The organism is Bilifractor sp. HCP3S3_D3 (assembly GCF_052063915.1).
Classification (GTDB): domain Bacteria; phylum Bacillota; class Clostridia; order Lachnospirales; family Lachnospiraceae; genus Bilifractor.
In genome coordinates this window covers 92,177-118,414 of record NZ_JBQHWP010000002.1, presented here as the reverse complement: position 1 = coordinate 118,414, position 26,238 = coordinate 92,177, and the positions used below count along the sequence as shown (strand labels likewise).

Below are 26,238 nucleotides of genomic sequence, written 5' to 3'. Positions count from 1 at the left end.
ATAATAAAATAATGGTCGGTCTGCGCTGATTTCTGCGCAGAAAGACAGAATTCAGATAAAACCATCATATCCGGGAGGTACACGTAATGAAAATCATCATGTTGGGCGCACCTGGCGCAGGTAAGGGAACACAAGCCAAGAAAATCGCCGCAAAATATGGAATTCCGCATATTTCCACGGGAGATATCTTCCGTGCGAACATCAAAGAGGGAACAGAGCTGGGCAGAAAAGCAAAGGAGTACATGGATCAGGGACTTCTGGTACCGGATGAGCTCACCTGCGATCTCGTTGTGGACAGAATCTCACAGCCGGATGCTTCCAATGGATACGTTCTGGATGGTTTCCCGAGGACTATTCCTCAGGCAGAAGCTCTCACCAAGGCTCTGGAGGCCCGCGGAGAGAAAATCGATTATGCAATTGATGTCACTGTGCCGGATGAGAACATCGTCAGCCGTATGTCGGGAAGACGTGCATGCCTGAAGTGCGGAGCCACCTATCATCTTGTCTACAATCCGCCGAAGAAGGAAGGGGTCTGTGACAACTGCGGAGCAGAACTCGTACTTCGCGACGACGACAAACCGGAAACGGTTCAGAAACGTCTGAACGTCTATCATGCACAGACACAGCCCCTGATTGATTACTATTCAAAAACCGGCGTTCTGTTCTCTGTAGACGGCACACAGGATATTGACAAAGTTTTTGCCGATATCGTTGCAAAACTGGGCTGATTCTGTATAATAAAGCAGTTGAGGCAGATTATGTCAGTAACCATCAAGAATTCAATTGAAATTAAGGCAATGCGCAAGTCAAACCGTCTTTTGCAGGACGTCTTCGCAGGGCTGAGGGAGATGATCCGGCCGGGCGTTTCTACCTGGGAGATCAACGAGGCAGGTGAGAAACTGATCCGGGATCTGGGAGGAGTTCCGAACTTTCTGAATTATTCCGGCTATCCGGCATCCGTCTGCACCTCAATCAACGAAGAGGTTGTTCACGGGATACCAAGCAGAGAACGAATCCTCAGGGAGGGAGATATTATCAGTCTGGATGCCGGTCTGATCTATGACGGATACCATTCGGATGCAGCCAGAACATACGCGGTCGGAGAAATCAGCAGGGAGGCCAGGGATCTGATAGATGTCACACGACAATCTTTTTTCGAGGGCATCCGTTATGCCAGAGCAGGTCTTCACCTGAATGATATCTGTACTGCCATCGGAGCTTATGCGGAGAGCAAAGGATACGGAGTCATCAGGGATCTCTGCGGACACGGCATCGGCAGAGAGATGCATGAAGATCCTCAGATTCCGAACTTTGCACAGAAGACACGTGGAATTCGTCTTCAGCCGGGCATGACTCTCGCGATCGAGCCGATGATTTCCACCGGGTCTTATGAGGTTGAATGGCTCGACGATGGCTGGACCGTTGTAACAAAAGACAGATCACTTGCGGCTCACTACGAGAATACTATCCTCATTACAGAGGGGGAGCCTGAGATTCTGACTCTCTCATCAAATGAGTAAGGGGTAATTTATGAGACAGCTGAAGGAAGGAATGTATGCCAGAAGCCTTGCAGGACACGACAAGGGAAAGCTGTACATCGTAGCAAAAGTATCAGGCGGCGACATCTGGCTGACGGACGGAGCGTGCAGGAATCTGGCTCATCCGAAAAAGAAGAAACGGATACACATCCAGCCATGTTTTCAAACCGCGACGTCTCTGGAGTCCATGATCCTGAGACAGCAGACCCTGACCGACACCGATATCAGAGATGCACTTAAATGCAAGGAGGAACTTTAATGTCAAAAGCAGATGTAATTGAAGTAGAAGGCGTCGTGCTCGAAAAACTTCCGAACGCGATGTTCCGTGTTGAACTTGAGAACAAGCATGTAGTACTTGCTCATATCAGCGGCAAGCTGCGGATGAATTTTATCCGTATCCTTCCCGGTGACAAGGTGACACTGGAACTGTCCCCTTATGATCTTGATAAGGGCAGAATTATCTGGAGAGATAAATAATTGACCCCGCGGGGCTTTTCTTCCGGAGCAGTCCAAATGGATGTCACGGCAGAAAGCCCTGCTTTTCGTTCAAGACAGCTTCAGCTTACACCCTCGATTCGGAATATCTTCTTATCTGCAGTACCCCTGTTATCCCATTTATTTGCGCTGTGCCATTACGATTGCCTTTTTCAGCAGCATTGCAAAGTACTCCATCAGCTTCCTGTCTATTGTCATTTCATACGAAAAAATCCTTTAAATTTCAGTAATTTTCTCTTGCATAAATCGAACCTCAATGATACAATGCTATACGTATCTTTTTGTGCCGTAATAAGGACTAACCCACCATAAGACGGCTGAAGAGGTACAGGCAATATCAATTATGCTTTCATCAAAGGAAAGGAGGATACTCATGAAGGTAAGATCTTCTGTGAAACCGATCTGCGAGAAATGCAAGGTTATCAAGAGAAAAGGCAGTATTCGTATCATTTGTGAGAATCCAAAGCATAAGCAGAGACAGGGTTGATTCCCTTTAATCAATCTGACCTTCTGCTTATGCGGAACTGATATTATAAAGTGAGACCTGACTGGCTGCGTCAGGATACCTCCGGCGGACATCACCGGAACATGGTATTTGCTCCGGGACTGATCCCTTATAATATCGCTTAAAACCTTGCCGGCGCCGTCGTGACCGGGAAAGGAAAGGCTGCCGACGTCTGGGCAGCTGGATGTATCATACCGACATCCCATTTAAGATGGTATTAACCAGACCAGCTGATATTCAGCAAATCATGACTGGTCAGAATCAAAGGAGGAAAACGCACATGGCTCGTATAGCTGGTGTAGATTTACCAAGAGACAAACGTGTAGAGATAGGTCTTACCTATATCTATGGAATTGGAAGAACAACTTCCAATCGTATCCTTGCGCAGGCTGGAGTTAATCCGGATACACGTGTAAGAGATCTGACAGACGAAGAAGTCAAGAACCTTGCTGCAGCAATCGAAGAGCTTCAGGTTACCGTTGAGGGTGATCTGAGACGTCAGACAGCAATGGATATCAAGCGTCTTCAGGAGATCGGCTGCTATCGTGGAAAACGTCACAGACAGGGACTTCCTGTTCGCGGACAGAAGACAAAGACCAATGCAAGAACACGCAAGGGTCCGAGAAGAACAGTTGCCAACAAGAAGAAATAATTGTTGCTGACAGTTCCGATAGAACATTTTGACAATCAGAAGATAAAGCGATTAATTTGGAAAAGGTAGGTTAGTTTTTATTATGCCAAAAGCAGTAAAGAAAGCGACAAAGCGTCGCGTTAAGAAAAACGTTGAACGTGGACAGGCTCATATTCAGGCATCTTTCAACAACACAATCGTTACTCTGACCGATACTGCAGGTAACGCGCTGTCTTGGGCAAGTGCCGGCGGGCTTGGCTTTAAAGGTTCAAGGAAATCTACTCCATATGCGGCACAGATGGCTGCAGAGACTGCCACAAAGGCAGCTCTTATTCATGGATTAAAGAGTGTTGACGTATTCGTAAAGGGACCTGGTTCAGGCCGTGAGGCGGCAATCCGCGCACTGGCTGCAGCAGGACTTGAAGTTACAAGTATCTGTGATGTTACCCCGGTACCGCACAACGGATGCCGTCCGCCGAAACGTAGAAGAGTCTGATTGACAACAGGAGGTCATATATAAATGGCAGTAGATAGAACACCGGTCCTGAAGAGATGCAGATCCCTTGGACTTGATCCGACATATCTTGGAATTGATAAGAAATCCAATCGTCAGCTGAGAAATAACCGCCGCAAGATTTCCGAGTACGGCGCACAGCTGCGTGAAAAGCAGAAAGCAAAATTCATTTACGGAGTGCTTGAGAAGCCTTTCCGTAACTACTATGCAAAGGCTGACCGCATGAAGGGTCAGACAGGTGAGAACCTGATGGCTCTGCTTGAGCTTCGTCTTGACAACGTTCTTTTCCGTCTTGCATTCGCAAGAACAAGAAAAGAAGCAAGACAGATGGTAGATCACAAGTTCGTAACCGTTAACGGCAAGGTTGTAAATATCCCTTCTTATGAGGTAAAGCCGGGAGACGTTATCGAAATCAAGGAAAGCAAGAAATCCACCCAGCGGATGAAAGATATCGCTGATGCGACATCCGGACGCGTTGTACCGTCCTGGCTGACTGTAAATGCAGAGTCTCTGCAGGGCACAGTCGCTCAGGTTCCGGCACGTGATCTGATCGATGTTCCGGTTAACGAGATGCAGATCGTCGAGCTGTACTCCAAGTAATCTCTGAAATTCACTGATCACACATGCACTTGATGAATACAGAGTTATTTGCAGGAAATCGGACGACCGTGTATAAGAAGGAGGGACTTGAAGGTGTTTGATTTTAACAAACCCAAAATTGAAATTAGCGAGATTTCAGAAGATAAGAAATTCGGCAGATTTGTCGTTGAACCTCTGGAGCGCGGATACGGCACGACCCTTGGAAACTCTCTTCGCAGAATCATGCTTTCGTCCCTGCCGGGAGCTGCTGTCAGCCAGGTAAAGATCGAAGGTGTACTGCATGAGTTTAGTTCCATTCCGGGCGTAAAAGAGGATGTAACTGAAATCATCATGAACCTTAAGAGCCTTTCCATCAAGAATAACAGCAGTTCCGACGAGCCGAAGGTCGCATACATCGAGTATGAAGGCGAAGGCGTCGTACGCGCTTCTGATATTCAGGTTGACCAGGATATTGAGATCATGAACCCGGATCAGGTGATTGCGCATCTCAATGGCGGTGCTGACTGCAAGCTCTACATGGAGCTCACAATCACAAACGGCCGCGGATATGTAGGCGCTGACAAGGGCAAGACCGATGATATGCCGATCGGAGTAATTGCGGTTGACGCGATTTACACACCGGTTGAGCGTGTCAACATGACGGTTGAAAATACCCGTGTCGGGCAGGTGACCGATTATGACAAGCTGACACTGGATGTTTACACGGATGGAACACTCGGTCCGGATGAGGCTGTCAGTCTTGCCGCAAAGGTTCTCAGTGAGCACCTGAAGCTTTTCATCGACCTCTCTGAGAATGCAAAGACGGCAGAAGTCATGATTGAAAAAGAGAGCAACGAGAAAGAGAAAGTTCTTGAGATGAACATCGACGAGCTTGAGCTTTCCGTTCGTTCCTATAACTGTCTGAAACGTGCCGGTATCAATACCGTAGAGGAGCTCTGCAGCAAGACCTCAGAGGATATGATGAAGGTCCGGAATCTTGGACGTAAATCCCTTGAAGAGGTTCTCGCGAAGCTGAATGAGCTCGGACTGTCCCTTGCCCCGAGTGAAGAACAGTAAGAATCAATTTATTATTTTACAGATATACAGTTAACCCGTAAGACCGGAAGTGCAGGGTGAACGTGTTCTATTTGTAGATTAAAGCGGATGTTCAGTAAGTCCAAAGCAGCGTGAGCATCCGTTCCACAAATAACGGAGGAATTACAGAAATGGCTAAATACAGAAAGCTTGGCAGAACATCATCTCAGAGAAAAGCTCTTCTCAGAAACCAGGTTACAAACCTGCTTTATCACGGAAAGATCCGCACAACTGAGACCAAGGCCGGTGAGATCCGCAAGATCGCGGAGAGCCTCATCGCTCTTGCAGTTCGTGAGAAGGACAATTTTGAGACCGTTACCGTCACCGCAAAGGTTCCGCAGAAGGACGCCGATGGCAAGCGTGTGAAGAAGGTAGAGAACGGAAAGAAGGTTACCGTTTATACTGAGGTTCAGAAAGAACTCAAGAAAGATCTTCCTTCCAGACTTCATGCACGTCGTCAGATGAACAAGGTATTCTATCCGATTACTGAAGTTCCGGCAGAGGCGAAGGGCAGAAAGGCCAATACAAAGACTGTCGACATGGCAGCAAAAATGTTCGATGAAATCGCTCCGAAGTATGCAGACCGCAATGGTGGTTATACCAGAATCATCAAGATCGGTCAGCGCAAGGGCGACGGAGCAATGGAAGTTTTGATCGAGCTTGTATAATACGCTGCGTCGTAACAGCTGTTTTGACCGCATTCCTTGTGAATGCGGTCTTTTTATAGTTTTTTAATTTTTCCCTGTTTATGACTGATTGAAACAGAAATCCTCTTGATGTAAAATACCTATTATCATAATTTACAGTAATATCTCTCCCAGAAAATTACAGATGTCTGTTTAAATGTCTGCTTAATTCTGATCATTACAGCTGTCAGTTTTATTCTGATCTTTACAGCAGTCAGTATTATTCTGATCTATACAGCTGTCAGTTTTGTTCTGATCATTACAGTCAGCTTTCTGTTTCCGTTCCGCTTCTTATGGATCTGCTGTCTATTGTTCTGTCACTAAAAACCTGCTGTTATCATTTATCAAGGAATATTTTATTGAAGGACTATTTATGGGTAAGAAACTCCTGTTCGTTTACAATATGCATTCCGGTAAAGGAATGATCAAGGACCGACTTGCGGATATCATCGATATTTTCACGCAGGGTGGTTATGATGTAATTGCTCACCCCACGCAGGCGGTGGGGGACGCCACACGATTTGTGAGGGATTACGCCGCTATGAGTGACTGTGTGGTCTGCAGTGGCGGAGACGGAACGCTTGACGAGGTGGTAGACGGTGTAATGGACACCATTCCTGAACTCCCCGTGGGATATATCCCGGCCGGCAGCACAAATGACTTTGCCAACAGCCTTGCCATTCCGCGTGACATGCTCCAGGCCGCCCGCGACATTGTTCTCGGCGACTTGTATCAATGCGACGTTGGGGCCTTCAACGACAAGTTTTTCACTTATGTCGCGGCTTTCGGTATGTTTACAAATGTATCCTACGAGACCGATCAGACGCTGAAGAACAATCTCGGCCACCTCGCATATCTTCTGCAGGCAGGGAAGGAGGTTTTCCGCATTCCCAGCTATCACCTGGTCATTCAGGCAGATGGGCGCCGGATCGAGGGCAACTACACCTACGGAATGATCACAAACACACGTGTCGTCGGCGGCATGCGGAATCTGACCGGCACATCGGTCGACATGAATGACGGCCTCTTCGAGGTGACACTTGTGCGCACACCGACAAACCCCATCGAGGTCAATGAGATCGTCCAGAACCTTCTGAATATCAATGAGAACAGCTCGCCCCTTGTGGACAAGCTTAAGGCACACCGGATTGTGATTGATTCATCCGAGGAGATCGCGTGGACACTGGACGGTGAATACGGAGACGCTCATAACCATGTCAACATTGAAAACTGCTATAAAAAGCTAAACCTGTTCCTGAACCGCAGAAACAAGAGCTATCCGGACCAGAACAATTCGGTGGAGAAGCATTGAACCGCAAAACTGTCGCCATTTTTTGACATATAATTCACAAGCTATTGCAATAGCCAAACTATTTAGTATATAATGGGTGCGTCAGAAGATCAGTTTCCGTCGGTAATACGAATCTCATACAGAATCAGAGTCGGCACGGCGGTACTTCTTCTATCAAAACGGTACACGGTAACAATGTACGCAGTAATCCTAAGGAGGATAAGATATGTTAGTTAACGCAGCTGAGATGCTTAAAAAGGCACAGGCCGGTCACTACGCAGTAGGCCAGTTCAATATCAACAATCTGGAATGGACAAAGTCAATCCTCGAGACAGCGCAGAAGCTGAACTCCCCGGTTATTCTCGGTGTCTCCATGGGAGCCGGAAAGTACATGACAGGCTATAAGACAGTTGCTGCTATGGTTAAGGCAATGGATGAATCTCTCGGAATTACGGTTCCGGTTGCGCTTCATCTGGATCACGGCGACTATGATGCCTGCTACGCCTGCATCAAGGCCGGATTTACTTCCATCATGTTTGATGGCTCTCACCTTCCGTTTGACGAGAACTACGCGAAGACAACCGAGCTGGTATCTGTATCTCATAAGCTCGGACTTTCCATTGAGGCTGAGGTCGGAGCAATCGGCGGAGAGGAAGATGGTGTCGTAGGTATGGGCGAATGCGCAGATCCTGAAGAGTGCAAGAAAATCGCGGATCTCGGCGTAGACTTCCTGGCTGCAGGCATCGGCAACATCCACGGCGTATATCCCGCAAACTGGCCGGGACTTTCCTTCGACACTCTGGCAGCGATCAAGGCCAAGACCGGTGATATGCCGCTTGTACTTCACGGAGGCACAGGTATTCCGGATGACCAGATCACAAAGGCAATCTCTCTTGGTGTTTCCAAGATCAATGTAAATACCGAGTGCCAGATTGTATTCGCAGAAGCAACCCGCAAATACATTGAGGCCGGCAAGGATCAGCAGGGTAAGGGATTCGATCCCAGAAAGCTCCTGAAGCCTGGCGCTGAAGCAATCTGCGCAAAGGTAGAAGAAAAGATCAGACTCTTCGGTTCCGTAGACAAAGCCTGAGTAAAATGAGAGAAAAGCTCGCTGCACGGGTTTTTCTCTCTTTATCGCGATATCTGACTCACCCGACCGCTTTGCGGCCGGCTGCGGCTCACTGTTCGCGTAAATATGAAGACTGCCGCACTAGCCGCATTAGTGCGGCAGTCTTTTTGCAGTCATCATTTTCTGTAACTGCCCGGGCTGCAGCTGACAGAAACAATTTCCAGACAAGCAGGAGGAAGTCATGACAGACGATTATAATCCCTATGTAAACCCGGCCGACATCTTCGGCGAACTCGTATTCAATGATGAAACCATGCAGGAGCGTCTGCCGAAAAAGGTTTACGCAAAACTGAAGAAAATCATCAATGAGGGTGGCGATCTGGATCTGGATACCGCAGATGTCATCGCACACGAAATGAAAGAGTGGGCGATCGAGAAGGGCGCTACACACTACACCCACTGGTTCCAGCCCCTGAACGGACTCACTGCCGAAAAACATGATTCTTTTATCACTTCGCCGCTTCCTTCCGGGAAAACCCTGATGAGCTTCTCCGGAAAGGAGCTGATTAAGGGAGAGCCGGATGCTTCCTCCTTCCCTTCCGGAGGACTGCGCGCGACCTTCGAGGCAAGGGGATATACGGCGTGGGACTGCACCTCTCCGGCCTTTATCCGTCAGGATGCAGGTGGAGCCACTCTTTGCATTCCGACCGCATTCTGTTCCTATACCGGAGAAGCTCTGGATCAGAAGACGCCGCTGCTTCGATCCATGGAAGTGATCAATCGGGAATCGCTCCGTCTGCTGAAACTGTTCGGCAATACGACCTCCAAAAAGGTGACTCCTTCCATCGGCGCAGAGCAGGAGTATTTCATTGTCGATGAGAAAAAATATCTGCAGAGAAAAGATCTGATCTATACCGGCCGCACTCTGTTCGGAACCATGCCTGCGAAGGGGCAGGAGATGGATGATCATTATTTCGGAATCATTCAGCCCCGAATCGCTTCTTTCATGAAGGACGTCGATATTGAACTCTGGAAAATGGGCGTGACAGCAAAAACAGAACATAATGAGGTAGCGCCGGGACAGCATGAACTTGCCGTCATTTATTCCGAGGCTAACGTAGCGACGGACGACAACCACCTTGTGATGCAGACGCTGAAACGGGTTGCCAGAAAACATGGTCTGAAATGTCTTCTGCACGAGAAGCCTTTTGAGGGAGTCAACGGATCCGGAAAGCACGACAACTGGTCTCTGACCACCGATGACGGAATCAACCTGCTGGATCCGGGCAAAACCCCTCATGAAAACATCCAGTTTCTGTTGATTCTTTCCTGTATCGTAAAGGCTGTAGACGAACATGCAGGTCTTCTCAGAGAATCCGCGGCAGATCCCGGAAACGACCACAGACTCGGCGCGAATGAAGCACCGCCGGCTATTCTGTCTATTTTCCTCGGTGAACAGCTCGAGGATGTCGTGGAGCAGCTGATCAGCACCGGAGACGCAAAACGAAGTCTGAAAGGCGAACGGCTCTCCACAGGCGTATCCAGTCTGCCGGACCTGTACAAAGACGCGACCGACCGGAACCGCACCTCACCCTTCGCCTTTACCGGAAATAAATTTGAATTCCGCATGGTTGGTTCTCAGGATTCCATTGCAGAGCCGAATGTCGTACTGAATACGATCGTAGCGGAGGCTTTTTCCGACGCCTGTGATATCCTGGAGAAAGCGGATCAGTTCCAGCTGGCGGTTCACGATCTGATCAAGAAGAATTTCACGGAGCACGAGCGCATCATCTTCAACGGCGACGGCTACTCTGACGAGTGGGTGAAGGAAGCTGCCAGAAGAGGTCTTCCCAATATCACCTGCGAAGTAGACGCGATACCGGAGCTCGTCACAGAGCAGACGATCCGCATGTACGAAAAGTTCCATGTCTTCACCAGGACCGAACTTGAGTCCCGTGCTGAAATCAAATACGAGAACTACGCAAAGACAATCAATATCGAGGCGAAGGCAATGATCAACATCGCCAGCAAGCGTCTGATTCCGGCTGTCGTACGGTATACCACCGTCCTTGCGGATTCCATCAATGCAGTGCGTGCTGCCGGTGTCGATGAGGTTTCTGTGCAGACCGAACTGCTTCAGAAGACCAGCACTCTTCTTCGGGAGAGCATGAATGCGCTCCGGGCTCTTTCTGAAGTGGACGGACAGGCGAATACAATGGCAAGAGGAAGAGAGCAGGCGAAGTTCTGCCATGACAAGGTGACTCCGGCAATGGATGCGCTCCGCAGGCCCATCGATGAGTTGGAACAGATTGTTGATAAGTCTCTCTGGCCGATGCCCTCTTACGGAGACCTGCTCTTCGAGGTTTGAGCAGGACTATCATAAAATTTTCGAGGAGTAAGCCTGCATCCATTATTGTTTCAGATATTTGTCTGAAATTTTATGATTTCTTTCCGACATAAGTCTGAATTTGAATTTCATATGACTGTCAGGATAAAAGCTGCTGCCTCCGCATAACCGCGCGGCAGCAGCTGGCTTTATACCTGTTGCGAGGCGGGGAAATCACGCATGACCATCTGTGCGAACCATCAGCCCCGCTATATTTTGTCTTCTGCATGTAAAGGTTGCAATATATTTACGAAAGTGTTACAATTCGAGCGTTGGTTTTAGGCCGTCGGACCTTGAAAATCGCGTTATCCAAAATAATGCACAAATATGCTTCCATTTTTGTGTCATTTATTATAGAATGTACTTGTTTAATTGCGTTTTGATCAGATTAAATGAGTAGAAGCGCGGTTTCCGGCAGCTTAAAATGAAAGAGGGTAGCAAAATGATTTCGAACCAAATTCTGCAGAGCACGATTGAGGGACTCAAAAACATCTCCAAGATGGATTTCGGTGTATATGATACTGCCGGAAAGCTCTTGGTCTCTACATCCTCCCAGGCGGACGCGGCAAAAGATGATCTGCTTGATTTTGCCCAGTCACAGGCAGATTCCCAGACGATCCGCGGCGTACAGTTTTTCAAGGTGTACGATGAACATCAGCTCGAATATATTCTGCTTGCCCAGGGATCCGGCGACGAGAACCTTCTGGTCGGAAAAATGGCCGTATTTCAGCTTCAAAGTCTGCTGACCGCATATAAAGAGCGCTTCGACAAGGACAACTTCATCAAGAATCTTCTTCTGGACAATCTTCTCCTTGTCGATATCTATAACCGCGCCAAAAAGCTGCACATCACCCCGGACGCCAGAAGAGTGGTATACATTCTTGAGGCTTCTCAGGAGAAAGACCATCCGGGAAATCTTGAAAATATCAGGAACACCATAAATGGCAAAAATTCTGATTTTATCACGGCTATCGATGAGAAGAGCATCATTATCGTCAAGGAGCTGGAAGAGGATGATGACTATTCGGAGGCGGAGAAGTTCGCGAATTCCATTCTGGACGCTGTGGGAAGGGATCCGGATGGAGAGGTTCATATCGCGTTTGGCACCATCGTCAGAGAACTGAAGGAAGTATCCAGATCCTACAAGGAAGCCAAGATGGCCATGGATGTGGGAAAGATCTTCTCCGATGGAAAGGATGTATACGCATATAATCAGCTTGGAATCGGGCGTCTGATCTATCAGCTTCCCATCCCTCTGTGCAAGATGTTTATTCGGGAGATCTTCGCGAATAAATCCCCGGATGATTTTGATGAGGAGACCCTGACCACGATCAATAAGTTCTTTGAGAACAATCTGAATGTGTCAGAGACATCCAGACAGCTTTATATTCACAGAAACACCCTTGTATACCGGCTGGACAAGCTGCAGAAGAGCACCGGTCTTGACCTGAGAGTATTTGAGGATGCCATCACATTCAAGATTGCTCTCATGGTCGTGAAGTATATGAAGTATATGGAGACACTGGACTATTAATGCCCGGCTCTCCGGCCACACAGCAGGAGGAGTATAAATGATAACATTCGATAATGTTACAAAGATATATGAAAAAGGACAAAACCCTGCGATTGATCATATATCTCTGAACATCGAAAAGGGAGAGTTCGTATTCATTGTCGGCAACAGCGGATCCGGAAAAACAACCCTGATCGAGCTGATGCTGAAGGAACTCAGTCCGACATCCGGAAAGATTACCATTAACGGACACAATCTGAACCGGATGAGAAGCAGCAGAATTGCGAAATATCGCCGCGGGATCGGCGTTGTATTCCAGGATTTCCGTCTTCTCAAGGACAGAAATGTATATGAGAATGTCGCTTTTGCCCAGCGTGTGATCGAGAAACCGAACCGCATCATCAAGAAGCGTGTGCCAGAGGTTCTCACTCTGGTCGGTCTTGCCACCAAGTACCGTTCCTATCCAAATGAGCTCTCCGGAGGAGAGCAGCAGAGAGTTGCGCTCGCCCGGGCTCTTGTCAATCGTCCTGATATCCTTCTCGCGGACGAACCGACCGGTAACCTTGATCCGAAGAATTCCGCTGAGATTATGGAGCTTCTTGAAGAAATTAACATGCGCGGAACCACCGTTGTAGTAGTTACTCATAACCGGGAAATCGTTAACAAAATGAAGAAACGAGTAATCCGATTGAGAAAAGGCGTCATTGTAAGCGACGAACAGGAAGGTGGTTATATTGAAGATTAGAAGTATCTTTTACAATGCAGGACAGGGTGCCAAGAACATTGTCAGGAACAAAATGTTCTCCCTGGCCTCCATTGCAACTATGGCAGCATGTATATTCATATTCGGCGTATTTTTCTCGATCGTCCTGAACTTCTCCTATATTCTCCGGAATGTAGAGACAAATGTCGGCATCACCGTCTTCTTTAATGAGGATGTGGACCAGGCAGGAATTGACCGTATCGGCGCCGAGATCAGCAGCCAGACAGATATGATCAAGGAAATGCGCTATGTATCCGCGGATGAAGCCTGGGAAAGCTTTTCCGCCAGATACTTCAGCGGCAACGAGGAGGCTGCAGAGGGATGGAGAAATAATAACGACAATCCTCTGGCGAACTCCGCTCATTTCGAGGTTTACCCGAATAATATCGAGCAGCAGGACAAGCTGGTCAGCTACATCAAGGGACTGGACGGTGTCCGTCAGGTCAACCAGAGTGAGCAGGCATCCACGACCTTGTCAACGATGAACCGTCTCATTGCTACAATATCCATCATCATCATCCTTGTGCTTCTTGTTGTCTCTGCATTCCTGATTAATAATACCGTCACCGTCGGTATCAATGTCAGAAAAGAGGAGATCGCCATACAGAAGCTGATCGGAGCGACGAACGCGTTTGTCCGGCTTCCGTTTATTCTTGAAGGTATCCTGATCGGGCTGATCGGCGCTGCCATTCCGCTTGTGATTATATATTTTGTATACAATAAGGCGGTGAGCTACATACTCTCACGTTTCAGCGTACTGAGCAGCTTTATGAACGGACTGCTTCCGGTTAATTCCGTTTACCGCATTCTCCTTCCGGTCGGAATTATCCTGGGCGTCGGAATCGCCCTGATCGGATCCCTGGCAGCGATCCACAAGCATCTGAAGGTATAATCATGCCCGGACCCTGCCGCTATCTCAGGCAGAGTCGGACCGCCACAATATCACCCCGCCTTTTTCCATCTGATTTTTCATTAATCCGGACGGAAAAAGACGGGGTTTTCCTATCACACGCAATCCAAAAATTCAGGCAGGTTTACAAATGGCAGAAAATAACAGCAATCATTCGGATACAAATTCTTTTTTAACTCGTCTTCTAAAAAAATTATACAGAAATTGGAAGCCTTTCCTCGCAGGCGTCCTGGTAACGGTCCTCTCGGGAGCAGTCTTCTTTTCCGTTTATCTCAATCTCGGACCACTTGCCGCTCCTTCCAGTCCCACGAGCCTTTCCGCCTACCGGAAAACGCGTCAGATCCAGGACATCATCCGGCGATATTATCTGAATGATATTGACGAGCAGGCTGAGACAGACACCATGTATCTCGGGCTCGTAACCGGACTCGGAGATAAATACTCCACCTACTACACGGCGGAGCAATACAGCAAAATAAAAATGTCGAATGATGGCAAGATGGAAGGAATCGGAATTACAATTTCAAAAAGTGAAGAGGACAAAGCTTTAAAGATTGAATCTGTGATGAAAAATTCTCCTGCTGAAAAGGCAGGACTTCAAGAGGGAGATCTTATCACCGTGCTGAACGGAAAAGGCACGGAGGATATGACCTCATCGGACGCGGTCTCGCTGATCCAGAACAGTGACAGCGATCAGGTCACTATGACCGTCGTATCTGCCTCAGGCGGGGATCCCAGAGAAGTCACTCTGACGAAGGAAACGCTGACCCGCGATGTCGTGACCGGCAGCATGCTGGACGGCGATATCGGATACATTCAGATCACAAGCTTTAACCGCCTTACTTCCGACCAGTTTCAGAATGTCTTCGACAGCCTCAATCAGCAGGGCATGAAGGGACTGATCATCGATCTTCGGGACAATCTCGGCGGACTGGTCAGCGCGTGCTGCGACACACTTCGAATCTTCATGCCGGAGGGACCGCTGGTCTATGAACAGGATCGCAATGGAGAAGAGCGGCAGCGGGACAATGACACGGACCACCGGACGAGTCTTCCCGTTGTTCTTCTGGTCAACGGAAACACCGCCAGCGCATCCGAAATGTTTGCCGGAGCCGTACTGGATTACAATGTCGGCATTGCCGTCGGCACCGTCACCTATGGAAAGGGAATCGAACAGGATTCCTATACCCTCTCTGACGGAAGCGTTTTGAAAATCACGACAACTCATTACTACACGCCGGACCACCATGACGTCAACGGCAGCGGCATCACGCCGAACATCACCGTTGAAGCGGATAAAGACAACTCCTCAGATATTCAGCTCGAGAAGGCATCCGCCGTAATCAGAGAAGAGCTCTCCGGAAAGACAGCAGATCAGGTCATAAAGGAAAACGGAGGAACAAGTGACAACTACAGCAGCTCCGATTCGGAAAACGCGGAGGCGGGAGATGTCTCCTCCGTATCCGGTACGGCGGACGGGAATGCCCCGGATACCTCATCCCGCTCATAAAGAGGTCTTGAAAATATAGCAGAGGCATGAAAAATATTCGACTCCCGGCTAAATATGCGAAAATAGCACAGTATTTTGAAAAGAATTAAGAAAGCAGGAACTGCAGAAAGGAAATACGTATGCCCGAGTTCAAGCTACATTCTGAATACAAGCCCACCGGTGACCAGCCGCAGGCGATTGACGAGCTGGTGAAAGGATTCCGGGAGGGAAATCAGTGCGAGACGCTTCTTGGCGCCACCGGATCCGGAAAAACCTTCACGATGGCAAATGTCATCGAAAAGCTTCAGAAACCGACACTGATCATTGCGCACAACAAGACACTTGCCGCGCAGCTTTACAGCGAGTTCAAAGAATTTTTCCCTGAAAACGCCGTGGAATACTTTGTATCCTATTACGACTATTATCAGCCGGAAGCCTACGTCCCGTCCTCTGACACCTATATCGCGAAAGATTCCTCCCGAAATGAGGAGATCGATAAGCTGCGTCTCTCCGCTACCTCCTCACTGATCGAGCGCAGAGATGTCATTGTGGTTTCTTCCGTTTCCTGTATATACGGTCTGGGAAGCCCTGCGGATTATGAGAAGATGATTATTCCCCTTCGCCCGGGCATGGAAATCGACCGCGATGACGTCATCCGGAAACTGATCGACATTCAGTATGAACGAAATGAAATCGATTTTCACCGCGGCACCTTCCGGGTACATGGGGACGTCCTTGACATTGTCCCCGCAGACGAAAGCGATATCGGTATCCGCGTCGAATTCTTCGGTGATGAAATTGATTCGATCAAACGTTTTGACCTGCTCACCGGACAGGTAAAGCAGGAGCTCAATTTTGTCTCAATAGCTCCGGCCTCTCACTACGTGATGCCCCAGGAGACAATCAACCGCGCGACAAAGGCGATCGAGAAGGAGCTCGAAGAAAGGGTCCGCTATTTTAAGAGCGAGGATAAGCTCCTGGAAGCACAGAGGATCGAGGAGCGGACAAATTTCGACATTGAAATGCTTCGTGAAACCGGTGTCTGCTCTGGAATCGAGAATTACTCCCGCCATATGTCGAATCTGAAGCCGGGAGAACCGCCCTATACACTCATGGATTTCTTCCCGGATGATTTTCTGATCATCATCGATGAGTCCCACCGGACCATCCCCCAGATCGGAGCCATGTATGCCGGAGACCGTTCCAGGAAGACAACACTCGTCGATTACGGATTCCGGCTTCCGTCTGCCCTGGACAACCGTCCTCTCAGTTTTGAAGAATTTGAGAATAAAATTGATCAGATCCTGTTTGTCTCCGCAACCCCCGGAGAATATGAAGCAAATCATGAGATGCTGCGTGCGGAACAGATCATCCGTCCCACCGGTCTTCTGGATCCCGAGGTCGAGGTACGGCCGGTTGAGGGACAGATCGATGATCTGATCAGCGAGGTCAAAAAAGAGGTCAGCGGCCACCACAAGGTCCTGGTAACCGCTCTTACCAAACGGATGGCGGAAGATCTGACGACTTACCTGAAGGAGGCAGGCATACGGGCAAACTACCTGCACTCTGACATCGATGCCCTGGAGCGGACCAAGATAATCCGTGACATGCGTCTGGATGTTTTTGACGTTCTCGTCGGCATCAATCTTCTTCGCGAGGGGCTTGACATCCCAGAAATCACACTGGTCGCAATCCTGGACGCCGATAAGGAGGGGTTCCTTCGCTCGGAAACCTCCCTGATTCAGACGATCGGCCGCGCGGCCCGCAACGCAGATGGACATGTCATCATGTATGCCGACACGATCACCGATTCCATGCGAAGTGCCATCGATGAAACCAGACGAAGAAGAGCAATTCAGCAGAAGTACAACGAAGAACATCACATTACGCCGAAGACCATTCACAAAAAGGTAAGCGACCTGATCAGCATTGCCAGAGATGTAGCCGCCGATGAGAAAAAGCTGGAGAAGGATCCGGAATCCATGTCTCCTTCTGAAATCGAGAAACTCATCCGGAAACTGGAGAAGCAGATGAAGGCGGCAGCAGCGGAGCTCAACTTTGAAATGGCTGCAGAGCTGCGCGACCGGATTGTTGAACTCCGAAAACTTCTGAATGGCGAATAATCATATCCAGCAGAATTCCTGATCCCTGCACTGTCCGGACATGCAGCAGGCAGAAGAATTTCAGATTTATTCGCTTCCCGATTGCATACCACACGCAGTTAAAGGTATAATCTTTCTGTGGAATGGATTCCACGTCTTACTCTTACCTAAAGGATGAAGCTTATGACAATCAATGAAATTGCAAAAATGGCCGGTGTTTCAAGAACCACTGTATCAAGATACCTGAATGACGGATATGTAAGCCAGGAGAAGGCAGACCGGATCCGGGCCGTCATCGAATCGACCGGATATCAGCCTTCCAGACAGGCTCAGATGCTCAGAACCAAGCGCACAAATCTGATCGGTGTGATTCTCCCAAAACTGAATTCCGATTCGATCAGCCGGGAAATCGACGGCATTACGACTGTCCTCGCAAAAGCAGGTTATGAGGTACTTCTGGCCAATACGAATAACCAGGAACAAGAGGAGATCAAATATCTGAAGCTTTTTGCCGCTAACGGCAGTGTCGATGCGGTCATACTCATCGGTACGATATTAACAAAGGAGCATGACGACATCCTCAGGGAGTATCCGCTCCCCGTAGTTGTTCTCGGACAGCACTGCAGCACATGCTCGTGTGTCTATTTTGATGATTACAAAGCCGCAAAGCAGCAGGCGGAGATTCTGGCCAGAACGGGAAAACGGATCGGATACATCGGGGTAACCGAACTGGATGAGGCAGCGGGACACAACCGCAAAGCGGGATTTCTCGACGCCATGAGCGAGGCTGGAATCGCTGTTCCGCCTGAAGCGATGGTTGTAACCGGCTTTCGTATTCAATCCGGCTATGAGGCTGCCGAGGAACTGCTCAGCCGTTATCCGAACCCGGATTCCATCTTCTGCGCCACGGACAGCATAGCGGTCGGCGCCATGGTCTGGCTCCGTGAAAGAGGATACCGCATTCCAGAAGATATTCAAATCACCGGAATCGGCGATTCAGAGAAGGGACAGGTCGTCACACCACGCCTTTCCACCGTCCACTATTACTATAAGACAAGCGGAAAGGAGACCGCCCGACTCCTCCTGGGTCTTCTCTCAGGCAGCAGAAAGGACAACAGAGCTGTCCGGATGGGATGCAAGCTCACCAGCGGAGAATCCATTCGCCTCCCGAATACCGGCTGCTGACTGTGAAAGTTGCACCAAAATGTCCCTTGATTTTCATGTATTAATTCTTTCCCGTTTTAGTTTACAAAAAATTTAGAAAGCCATATAATGAAAGAATGTGAGAACGATTCCACATTTGTGCACAGTCTCTGCGGCAGGGCGCTTCGCTTTCGGTATTCTGTCTGTTAACGGCGGCAGAATATGTCAGGAGATTACCCAACCGGACACACGTTTAGCCGGCTGCACCGCCTCAGATCTGGCGCACACTACCAAGAAGGAGGAAAGAAGAATGGCACTGGATTACAGAAAAGCAGCGCAGGGCGTTCTGGACAATATCGGCGGCGCATCCAACGTCGCCTCCGCCGCTCATTGTGCTACGAGGCTGAGACTTGTCATCAAGGACAACAGCAAGGTCAACAAGGAAGCCGTTGAGAATGTAGAAGGCGTGAAGGGATGCTTTGAGGCGTCCGGTCAGCTTCAGGTCATTTTCGGCACAGGAACCGTAAACAAGGTATTCGATGAATTTATCAGCATCTCCGGCGTTGAAGCAGGAACGAAGGAGACCGCGAAGGAGGCAGCTGCTCAGAAGCAGAACCCGTTCATGCGCGCGATCAAGACTCTCGGTGATGTCTTCGTTCCGATCATTCCCGCAATCGTTGCATCCGGACTTCTGAACGGTATTCTCGGCGGCCTCGCGAATGCATTCCCGAACCTTGCGGGCAGCGATTATTACAACATGATCAACCTGTTCGCAGGCGCGGCTCTGTCCATGCTTCCGATCCTGATTGCTGTCAGCGCGGCGAAGAAGTTCGGCGGCAATCCGTATCTTGCCGCAGTTATCGGCTTCATCATGATTCACCCGAATCTGATTAACGCATGGAGCGTTGCTACAATGAAGGCCGCTGATATCCCGGTGTGGAAGGTATTTGGCCTGACTATACAGCAGACCGGATATCAGGGACATGTCATCCCCGTCATCATCGCCATCCTGTTCATGAGTACGCTTGAGAAGTGGCTTCACAAGCATGTGCCCGAGATCATCGATCTCTTCGTAACCCCGCTTGTTACCGTACTGGTTACCGGCGTTCTGACCATGACAATCATCGGACCGATCTTCAAGGTGGTCGAGGACTGGATCCTTCTTGCAGCGCAGACACTGATTGGCCTTCCGTTCGGAATCGGCGGCCTGCTGATCGGCTTCTTCTACGCGTTCACCGTTGTAGCCGGCTTCCATCATATGTACAATATGATTGAGGCACAGATGGTCAGCCAGGATCCTCCGGCAAATATCTGGATGCCCGTTGCCACCGCCGCTAACGTCGGACAGGGAGCAGCAGCCATGGCTGTCGCATTCAAGACCAAAAGCGAAAAAACAAAATCGCTGGCACTCCCGGCTTCTCTTTCCGCGTTTCTGGGAATTACAGAGCCTGCAATCTTCGGTGTAAACATCCGTTACCGCACACCATTTATTGCCGGCTGCTTCGGAGGCGCGATCGGAGGCATGATTGCATCTCTGTTCGGAATCAAGGCAACCGCATACGGAATCACAGGTCTGTTCGGGTTCCTGATCACCACGGATTTCTGGCTGCAGTATGCCATTGTCATGATCGCATCCTTTGCGGTAGCGTTCATTATATCCTTCATTCTGTATAAAGACCCGGAGACGGTTGCAAAAGCTGCTCCTGAAGCCGCAAAGGCTGCCGATCCGCTGGAAAAGGATGTGCAGCAGGCAGTAGAATCTCCGGTCAAGGAGACCATTATCTATGCTCCAGCAGAAGGCGAAGCCATTCCATCCTCAGAGGTAGAGGATCCGACTTTTGCATCTGAGGCTCTCGGAAAGGGCATGGCGATCCGCCCGTCTTCCGGTAAAATCTTTGCGCCCTTTGATGGAACCGTCGATATGGTATTCGACACAAAACATGCCGTTGCCGTTTCGTCTGATAGCGGCGTCGAGGTTCTGATTCACGTCGGCATCGACACCGTGAATATGAAAGGAGAGGGCTTCACAGCTCATGTGAACTCCGGAGATTCCGTGAAGAAAGGCGACCTTCTTCTCGAATTTGACATGGACAAGATCCGCGCTGCCGGATACAAGACCACAATTCCTGTTATTGTCACAAACAGCGACGATTACAATGATGTGAAGGCTATGAAGACCGGTCCCGTAAAGCCTGGAGATGAGGTCCTCAAGGTATGCTGAAAGACAGAAAAGGCTGGAGGCTTCAGTATCACCTGATGCCTCCGGACGGCTGGCTGAATGATCCGAACGGCCTGTGTCAGTTTCAGGGAATTTATCACATTTTCTTCCAGTATTCACCAAATACCCCCGGACCGGATGGCAGATTTGCCAGAACTTGGGGGCATTATGCCGGAAGAGATCTGCTTCATCTGAAATACGCAGGAGTTCCGTTCTGGCCGACTGACCCGATAGACCGCAACGGATGTTATTCCGGATCCGCTCTCACGGAAGGAGATCACATCCGCCTCTACTACACGGGTAATGTAAAAGAACCGGGAGATCACGATTATACATACAGCGGAAGACAGGCCAACGAGATTCTGGTTGAAACCGACGGCAATAATTTCGGCGAGAAGAACTGTCTGCTGACGAATCGTGACTACCCGAAAAACTGCAGCTGTCACGTACGTGACCCCAAGGTCTGGAAAGAGGGGGACACATACTATATGATCCTCGGCGCCAGAGTCAAGGGGCCGGATCTCTCCGCCGACACCGACTTCGGAGAGGTGCTGTTCTATCAGAGTGACGACGGTGTGCACTGGAACTTTCTGAAAGCGCTCACATCGGAGAAGCGTTTTGGATACATGTGGGAATGTCCGGATTACTTCCGACTCGGCGGCAAGACCTTCCTCTCACTCTGTCCCCAGGGGCTTCCGGAAGAAGAATACCGGTATCAGAACATTTATCAGTCCGGTTACTTCACCGTAGAAGGTTCCCTCAATGACGCCCAATACCTTCATGATTTCCGTGAATGGGATTATGGCTTTGACTTCTATGCGCCCCAGAGCTTTGTCGATGAACGGGGACGCCGCCTCTTTATCGGCTGGGTAGGAATGCCGGATGCTCCTTACACCAATCCGACCGCCGAGCCGGCGGGCAAAGGATGGGAGAACTGCCTCACCGTTCCAAGAGAGCTCTACCTTGAGAATGGAATCATTCACCAGAACCCCGTCGAAGAGCTGAAGGATCTGCGGTATGATGAGACGCCGGTAATGCCGCACGGAAGCATGATTCTTCCTGACGGAGCCGGAGATTTCGAGATTTCTTTTCTCGAAGGAACCGGGGATCTGGACTGGAGCATCTGTTTCGGGGACGGAGCAGTGCTGTCATACCAGGAGGATGTGCTGCGTCTCACTATCAGCGATTCCGCAGGATTCGGGCGGAAGGAACGCAAGGTGATCATTCCGGACATTGAATTCCTGAGAATTCTTGTAGATTCCTCACTGCTTGAAATCTACGTCAACGATGGCGAGTATGTCATTACATCGAGATTCTACCCTGCATACACGGGAGACAATCAGAATCTCGAGGTAAGGTTCAGCTGCGATCTTGCCGCAGTCACCGGGTGGAAGATGAAAACGATGGAAACCAATATGAATCTGGTATAACTGCCTTAAGTTGCCCGATAATCTTTTAATAAAGTGCTTAACGATAATCCTGTCTTAGGTTATAATGAAAGAAATTACCCGAGGCTGTTTCATATTTTTATTATTCATTATTCGTTCAGGAGGTTCAAATACCATGAAAAGTTTTAAATATGTCATCACGGATCCTGTTGGAATTCACGCGAGACCGGCAGGTGATCTGGTTGCCGCAGCAAAGAAATACAGCTCTGATATCACCATCAAAGCACACGGAAAACAGGCAGGAGCAAAGAAACTGATCCAGCTGATGGGGCTCGGTGTGAAGCAGGGTGATGAAATCGAAGTGATCGTTGAAGGCGCGGATGAAGAAACTGCTGCTTCCGGACTGGAAGCATTCCTTAAGGACAATCTTTAATCTTCCTCTTCGCAGAGGTCTGCCCGGGAATTCATAAGTATGTATAAAGCCAGCTGCGAGAGTTGCCATGCAACGAGTGCAGCTGGCTTTATCCATATTGTGTCACAGACGAATACAGCCTGTGGTGTGGTATGACCTTCAACAGACATAAGACCGGTTTGTTTTAGAAAGGATATAGGGGCATATGGAAAAATTTGAGGGAAAAGCCATTTTCAAGGGTGTCGCAATCGGAAGAATCATGTTTTACGGAAAAAAGGAAAATATCGTGAAACGCTTCAAAATCGAGGACACCGCAGCGGAAATTGAGCGATATGATAAGGCGAGAAAGGAAGCCATCGAGCAGCTCAAAAAGCTTCACGATGACGCAGTGAAGAAAGTTGGAGAAGAGAATGCCGCTATTTTTGAAGTTCACGCGATGCTGCTTGAGGATGATGACTTCAACGATTCCGTGCACAACATGATAGAAAACGAAGAAGTAAATGCCGAATACGCGACCGCAGTTACCGGCGAGAATTTCTCCAAAATGTTTGCTGAAATGGAAGATGAATACTTCAAGGCTCGCTCCGCAGATATGAAGGACATCTCCGAACGGGTGATCTCCGTGCTTTCCGGCAAGGATACGACGGCCACCTTCGATCAGCCTGTGATCATAGCCGCCGACGATCTCATGCCCAGTGAAACCGTTCAGCTGGACAAGGATAAGGTTCTCGCGTTTGTAACAAAATTCGGCTCCGCGAACTCCCACACTGCAATCCTTGCAAGGACCATGAATATTCCCGCGCTCATCAATATTCCGGTTGATCCTTCCTGGGACGGAAGAATGGCCGTCGTTGACGGACATACTGGTACCTTCTACCTGGATCCGGATGAGGAAATTATCCATGAGATGACAGCAAAACAGGACAAGGATCTGGAGGAACGGCGTCTTCTCCAGGAACTGAAGGGAAAGGATAACGTATCTGTTGACGGCAGGAAGATCAACCTGTACGCCAATATCGGTGGTCTTAAGGATCTTGCCTCTGTTCTGGCAAATGACGGAGGCGGTGTCGGCCTGTTCCGAAGCGAATTCCTCTACATCGGACGAGACAGCATACCCACGGAAGAAGAGCAGTTTCAGGCCTACAAGGCCGTTGCGCAGACACTGGCAGGCAAAAAGGTTATTATCCGCACGCTCGACATTGGTGCCGACAAGCAGGCGGATTATCTCCATCTCGACAAGGAAGACAACCCCGCGCTCGGCTTCCGTGCTATTCGCATCTGCCTGACCCGTCCGGAGATTTTTAAGACTCAGCTCCGTGCCATCTATCGGGCGAGCGCCTACGGAACCATCTCCGTGATGTATCCGATGATCACCTCCACGGAGGAGGTTGAAGAGATCAAGAAAATCTCGGCAGCTGTACGCGCAGAGCTGTCCGCAGATGGAGTTCCCTTCGGCAATGTGGAGGAAGGCATCATGATTGAGACCCCTGCCGCGGCGATTATCTCCGATGAGCTCGGCAGGATGGTGGACTTCTTCAGCATCGGAACCAATGACCTCACACAGTATACACTTGCCATGGACCGTCAGAATGACAAACTGGACCGCTTCTATAACCCGCATCATCCGGCAGTACTCAGGCTGATCCAGAAGGTCATCGAGAATGGTCATGCCGGCGGCGCCTGGGTCGGCATCTGCGGTGAACTCGGTGCAGACACCTCCCTGACCGAAACATTCCTGCAGATGGGCGTCGATGAACTTTCGGTATCTCCGTCCATGATACTTCCCGTAAGAGAAGCCATTCGGAAGAGCTATGCCGGAAAGGACACAAAGTCCTGTTGTTTTTCACAGGAATAACAGATATAATAAAAATATACAAATCTTTTTATACTGCACGGCATTATATCATGCATAATGATGATTTTTCCTGCAGGCTCTGGTTCAGACGCATTTTTTGTTTATAGCCGCGTCCCAGAATCCGGAATTTTCCCCCAGACGAGAGGAGAATTCCGGAAATTATTCAATTTGCCCGAGGAGGTTTTTCAGAAGCGATGAAGAAAATACTATTTGCAGCATCTGAGTGTGTCCCGTTTATCAAAACCGGAGGACTTGCGGACGTTGTCGGTTCTCTTCCGAAATGTCTGAACAAGGAATATTACGACTGCAGGGTGGTAATCCCGAAATACACAAAGATCGCCGAGAAATATTCCAGCCAGATGGAATATGTCACCAATTTCTACATGGATCTCAACTGGAGACAGCAGTACGTAGGTATCTTCAAGATGGAATACGAGGGCATCACCTATTATTTCATTGATAATGAGGAGCATTTTGCAGGTGATCAGATCTATGGTGGCATGCCCTGGGATCTTGAAAAGTTTGCGTTTTTTTCCAAGGCTGTTCTGTCAATCCTCCCGATCATCGATTTCCGCCCGGATGTTATTCACTGTCATGACTGGCAGACCGGACTGATTCCCGTCTATCTGCATGAACGGTTCCAGGGCAACGAATTTTTCCGTGGGATAAAGAGCGTGATGACCATTCACAACCTGAAGTTCCAGGGCATCTGGGATACCGCGACGATGAAGAGCATCACGGGCCTTTCGGACTACTATTTCACACCGGACAAGATGGAATACAACAAGGACGGAAGCTATCTGAAGGGCGGGCTCGTCTATGCAGACGCCATCACCACCGTGAGCAAGACCTACGCAGAGGAAATCAAGACACCGTTTTACGGAGAGGGCCTTGACGGCCTGATGCGCGCCCGCGCGCACGATCTGCGGGGTATCGTCAACGGCATTGATTATGACGTTTACAACCCGGAAACAGATTCGCTTATCGTTCAGAATTATAACGCAAAGAATTTCCGAAAGGAAAAACAGAAGAATAAAACCGCGCTTCAGGAAGAGCTTGGACTCGAGATTGATCCGAAGGTGATGATGATCGGAATTGTATCCCGCCTGACCGACCAGAAGGGTCTCGACCTGATCGCTTACATGATGGACGAGATCTGCCAGGATGCCATTCAGCTTGTCGTTCTCGGAACCGGTGATCCGAAATATGAGAACATGTTCCGTCATTTTGCATGGAAGTATGACAAGAAGGTATCCGCGAACATTTATTATTCGAATGACCTCTCACACAAGATCTATGCTTCCTGTGATGCCTTTCTCATGCCGTCGCTCTTTGAGCCGTGCGGTCTCAGCCAGCTGATGGCTCTGCGCTACGGAACGGTACCGATCGTCCGCGAGACAGGAGGTCTCAAGGACACCGTAGAGCCGTATAATGAATATGAAGGCACAGGAACCGGCTTTTCCTTCGCAAACTACAATGCACATGAAATGCTGGGAACTATCCGGTATGCAGAACGGATCTACTATGATAAGAGAAGAGAGTGGAACAAAATCATCGACCGGGCAATGGCTGCTGATTTCTCCTGGTATCGTTCCGCACTGGAGTATCAGGAGCTCTATGACTGGCTGATCGGCTACTGATAAATCGCTTCCAGGC

At 49.2% G+C, this 26,238-nt stretch carries 24 protein-coding genes; all 24 read left to right on the top strand.

Annotated features, from left to right (window positions below):
* Positions 1 to 86: 86 nt before the first annotated feature.
* On the top strand, positions 87 to 728 hold the full coding sequence (locus ACTNDI_RS01740; RefSeq protein ID WP_441099034.1) for an adenylate kinase: 642 nt from the start codon (positions 87 to 89) through the stop codon (positions 726 to 728).
* Between the two features lie 30 nt (positions 729 to 758).
* The gene (gene map, locus ACTNDI_RS01735) at positions 759 to 1,520 is read left to right on the top strand and encodes a type I methionyl aminopeptidase (protein ID WP_441099033.1); all 762 of its coding nucleotides are present in this window, start codon (positions 759 to 761) and stop codon (positions 1,518 to 1,520) included.
* Between the two features lie 10 nt (positions 1,521 to 1,530).
* Entirely contained in the window at positions 1,531 to 1,797 is a 267-nt protein-coding gene (locus ACTNDI_RS01730) for an RNA-binding protein (RefSeq protein WP_441099032.1), read from the top strand.
* Positions 1,797 to 2,015, top strand: a complete 219-nt coding sequence (infA, locus tag ACTNDI_RS01725; protein WP_441099031.1) for a translation initiation factor IF-1 — start codon at positions 1,797 to 1,799, stop codon at positions 2,013 to 2,015. The genes ACTNDI_RS01730 and infA overlap by 1 nt, the downstream gene beginning before the upstream one ends.
* 391 nt (positions 2,016 to 2,406) lie before the next feature.
* Positions 2,407 to 2,520: a 50S ribosomal protein L36 gene (gene rpmJ / locus ACTNDI_RS01720; RefSeq protein ID WP_003022746.1), complete on the top strand. Its 114-nt coding sequence runs from the start codon at positions 2,407 to 2,409 to the stop codon at positions 2,518 to 2,520.
* Positions 2,521 to 2,818: 298 nt separating this feature from the next.
* Positions 2,819 to 3,190: a 30S ribosomal protein S13 gene (rpsM, locus tag ACTNDI_RS01715; protein WP_441099030.1), complete on the top strand. Its 372-nt coding sequence runs from the start codon at positions 2,819 to 2,821 to the stop codon at positions 3,188 to 3,190.
* An 82-nt stretch (positions 3,191 to 3,272) separates the two neighbouring features.
* Complete coding sequence (gene rpsK / locus ACTNDI_RS01710) at positions 3,273 to 3,665, top strand: 30S ribosomal protein S11 (RefSeq protein WP_441099029.1); 393 nt, start codon at positions 3,273 to 3,275, stop codon at positions 3,663 to 3,665.
* 24 nt (positions 3,666 to 3,689) lie between these two features.
* Positions 3,690 to 4,283, top strand: coding sequence for a 30S ribosomal protein S4 (gene rpsD, locus ACTNDI_RS01705; protein WP_441099028.1), 594 nt, complete (start codon positions 3,690 to 3,692; stop codon positions 4,281 to 4,283).
* A 93-nt stretch (positions 4,284 to 4,376) separates the two neighbouring features.
* Positions 4,377 to 5,339, top strand: a complete 963-nt coding sequence (locus ACTNDI_RS01700; protein WP_441099027.1) for a DNA-directed RNA polymerase subunit alpha — start codon at positions 4,377 to 4,379, stop codon at positions 5,337 to 5,339.
* A 149-nt stretch (positions 5,340 to 5,488) separates the two neighbouring features.
* A complete protein-coding gene (gene rplQ / locus ACTNDI_RS01695) occupies positions 5,489 to 6,025 on the top strand; it encodes a 50S ribosomal protein L17 (RefSeq protein WP_441099026.1) in 537 nt (178 codons plus the stop codon).
* Positions 6,026 to 6,416: 391 nt separating this feature from the next.
* Positions 6,417 to 7,355, top strand: coding sequence for a diacylglycerol/lipid kinase family protein (locus ACTNDI_RS01690; RefSeq protein WP_441099025.1), 939 nt, complete (start codon positions 6,417 to 6,419; stop codon positions 7,353 to 7,355).
* A 205-nt stretch (positions 7,356 to 7,560) separates the two neighbouring features.
* Complete coding sequence (fba, locus tag ACTNDI_RS01685) at positions 7,561 to 8,424, top strand: class II fructose-1,6-bisphosphate aldolase (RefSeq protein ID WP_441099024.1); 864 nt, start codon at positions 7,561 to 7,563, stop codon at positions 8,422 to 8,424.
* A gap of 220 nt (positions 8,425 to 8,644) precedes the next feature.
* The gene (locus ACTNDI_RS01680) at positions 8,645 to 10,771 is read left to right on the top strand and encodes a glutamine synthetase III family protein (protein ID WP_441099023.1); all 2,127 of its coding nucleotides are present in this window, start codon (positions 8,645 to 8,647) and stop codon (positions 10,769 to 10,771) included.
* Between the two features lie 460 nt (positions 10,772 to 11,231).
* The gene (locus tag ACTNDI_RS01675; RefSeq protein ID WP_441099022.1) at positions 11,232 to 12,323 is read left to right on the top strand and encodes a PucR family transcriptional regulator; all 1,092 of its coding nucleotides are present in this window, start codon (positions 11,232 to 11,234) and stop codon (positions 12,321 to 12,323) included.
* 37 nt (positions 12,324 to 12,360) lie between these two features.
* Positions 12,361 to 13,047: a cell division ATP-binding protein FtsE gene (ftsE, locus tag ACTNDI_RS01670; RefSeq protein ID WP_441099021.1), complete on the top strand. Its 687-nt coding sequence runs from the start codon at positions 12,361 to 12,363 to the stop codon at positions 13,045 to 13,047.
* A complete protein-coding gene (locus tag ACTNDI_RS01665; protein ID WP_441099020.1) occupies positions 13,037 to 13,957 on the top strand; it encodes a cell division protein FtsX in 921 nt (306 codons plus the stop codon). The genes ftsE and ACTNDI_RS01665 overlap by 11 nt, the downstream gene beginning before the upstream one ends.
* 148 nt (positions 13,958 to 14,105) lie before the next feature.
* Positions 14,106 to 15,485 (top strand): S41 family peptidase, encoded by a 1,380-nt coding sequence (locus tag ACTNDI_RS01660; RefSeq protein WP_441099019.1) that lies wholly within the window; start codon positions 14,106 to 14,108, stop codon positions 15,483 to 15,485.
* Between the two features lie 119 nt (positions 15,486 to 15,604).
* Positions 15,605 to 17,587 (top strand): excinuclease ABC subunit UvrB, encoded by a 1,983-nt coding sequence (gene uvrB, locus ACTNDI_RS01655; RefSeq protein WP_441099018.1) that lies wholly within the window; start codon positions 15,605 to 15,607, stop codon positions 17,585 to 17,587.
* 162 nt (positions 17,588 to 17,749) lie between these two features.
* Positions 17,750 to 18,751, top strand: coding sequence for a LacI family DNA-binding transcriptional regulator (locus ACTNDI_RS01650; protein ID WP_441099017.1), 1,002 nt, complete (start codon positions 17,750 to 17,752; stop codon positions 18,749 to 18,751).
* A gap of 268 nt (positions 18,752 to 19,019) precedes the next feature.
* Positions 19,020 to 20,930: a glucose PTS transporter subunit IIA gene (locus tag ACTNDI_RS01645; protein WP_441099016.1), complete on the top strand. Its 1,911-nt coding sequence runs from the start codon at positions 19,020 to 19,022 to the stop codon at positions 20,928 to 20,930.
* Positions 20,924 to 22,357 carry a glycoside hydrolase family 32 protein gene (locus ACTNDI_RS01640; protein WP_441099015.1) on the top strand — a complete coding sequence of 478 codons (1,434 nt, stop codon included), beginning with the start codon at positions 20,924 to 20,926 and terminating at the stop codon, positions 22,355 to 22,357. The genes ACTNDI_RS01645 and ACTNDI_RS01640 overlap by 7 nt, the downstream gene beginning before the upstream one ends.
* Positions 22,358 to 22,490: 133 nt before the next feature.
* Positions 22,491 to 22,748 (top strand): HPr family phosphocarrier protein, encoded by a 258-nt coding sequence (locus ACTNDI_RS01635; protein ID WP_441099014.1) that lies wholly within the window; start codon positions 22,491 to 22,493, stop codon positions 22,746 to 22,748.
* A 184-nt stretch (positions 22,749 to 22,932) separates the two neighbouring features.
* On the top strand, positions 22,933 to 24,582 hold the full coding sequence (gene ptsP, locus ACTNDI_RS01630) for a phosphoenolpyruvate--protein phosphotransferase (protein WP_441099013.1): 1,650 nt from the start codon (positions 22,933 to 22,935) through the stop codon (positions 24,580 to 24,582).
* Between the two features lie 194 nt (positions 24,583 to 24,776).
* Positions 24,777 to 26,222 (top strand): glycogen synthase GlgA, encoded by a 1,446-nt coding sequence (glgA, locus tag ACTNDI_RS01625; RefSeq protein ID WP_441099012.1) that lies wholly within the window; start codon positions 24,777 to 24,779, stop codon positions 26,220 to 26,222.
* Positions 26,223 to 26,238: the final 16 nt, after the last annotated feature.

Bases quoted from the DNA above. Each gene is read 5' to 3' on its own strand.
- ACTNDI_RS01740 (WP_441099034.1), top strand. From the start codon at position 87: ATGAAAATCATCATGTTGGGCGCACCTGGCGCAGGTAAGGGAACACAA.
- map (WP_441099033.1), top strand. From the start codon at position 759: ATGTCAGTAACCATCAAGAATTCAATTGAAATTAAGGCAATGCGCAAG.
- ACTNDI_RS01730 (WP_441099032.1), top strand. From the start codon at position 1,531: ATGAGACAGCTGAAGGAAGGAATGTATGCCAGAAGCCTTGCAGGACAC.
- infA (WP_441099031.1), top strand. From the start codon at position 1,797: ATGTCAAAAGCAGATGTAATTGAAGTAGAAGGCGTCGTGCTCGAAAAA.
- rpmJ (WP_003022746.1), top strand. From the start codon at position 2,407: ATGAAGGTAAGATCTTCTGTGAAACCGATCTGCGAGAAATGCAAGGTT.
- rpsM (WP_441099030.1), top strand. From the start codon at position 2,819: ATGGCTCGTATAGCTGGTGTAGATTTACCAAGAGACAAACGTGTAGAG.
- rpsK (WP_441099029.1), top strand. From the start codon at position 3,273: ATGCCAAAAGCAGTAAAGAAAGCGACAAAGCGTCGCGTTAAGAAAAAC.
- rpsD (WP_441099028.1), top strand. From the start codon at position 3,690: ATGGCAGTAGATAGAACACCGGTCCTGAAGAGATGCAGATCCCTTGGA.
- rplQ (WP_441099026.1), top strand. From the start codon at position 5,489: ATGGCTAAATACAGAAAGCTTGGCAGAACATCATCTCAGAGAAAAGCT.
- ACTNDI_RS01690 (WP_441099025.1), top strand. From the start codon at position 6,417: ATGGGTAAGAAACTCCTGTTCGTTTACAATATGCATTCCGGTAAAGGA.
- fba (WP_441099024.1), top strand. From the start codon at position 7,561: ATGTTAGTTAACGCAGCTGAGATGCTTAAAAAGGCACAGGCCGGTCAC.
- ACTNDI_RS01680 (WP_441099023.1), top strand. From the start codon at position 8,645: ATGACAGACGATTATAATCCCTATGTAAACCCGGCCGACATCTTCGGC.
- ACTNDI_RS01675 (WP_441099022.1), top strand. From the start codon at position 11,232: ATGATTTCGAACCAAATTCTGCAGAGCACGATTGAGGGACTCAAAAAC.
- ftsE (WP_441099021.1), top strand. From the start codon at position 12,361: ATGATAACATTCGATAATGTTACAAAGATATATGAAAAAGGACAAAAC.
- ACTNDI_RS01660 (WP_441099019.1), top strand. From the start codon at position 14,106: ATGGCAGAAAATAACAGCAATCATTCGGATACAAATTCTTTTTTAACT.
- uvrB (WP_441099018.1), top strand. From the start codon at position 15,605: ATGCCCGAGTTCAAGCTACATTCTGAATACAAGCCCACCGGTGACCAG.
- ACTNDI_RS01650 (WP_441099017.1), top strand. From the start codon at position 17,750: ATGACAATCAATGAAATTGCAAAAATGGCCGGTGTTTCAAGAACCACT.
- ACTNDI_RS01645 (WP_441099016.1), top strand. From the start codon at position 19,020: ATGGCACTGGATTACAGAAAAGCAGCGCAGGGCGTTCTGGACAATATC.
- ACTNDI_RS01640 (WP_441099015.1), top strand. From the start codon at position 20,924: ATGCTGAAAGACAGAAAAGGCTGGAGGCTTCAGTATCACCTGATGCCT.
- ACTNDI_RS01635 (WP_441099014.1), top strand. From the start codon at position 22,491: ATGAAAAGTTTTAAATATGTCATCACGGATCCTGTTGGAATTCACGCG.
- ptsP (WP_441099013.1), top strand. From the start codon at position 22,933: ATGGAAAAATTTGAGGGAAAAGCCATTTTCAAGGGTGTCGCAATCGGA.
- glgA (WP_441099012.1), top strand. From the start codon at position 24,777: ATGAAGAAAATACTATTTGCAGCATCTGAGTGTGTCCCGTTTATCAAA.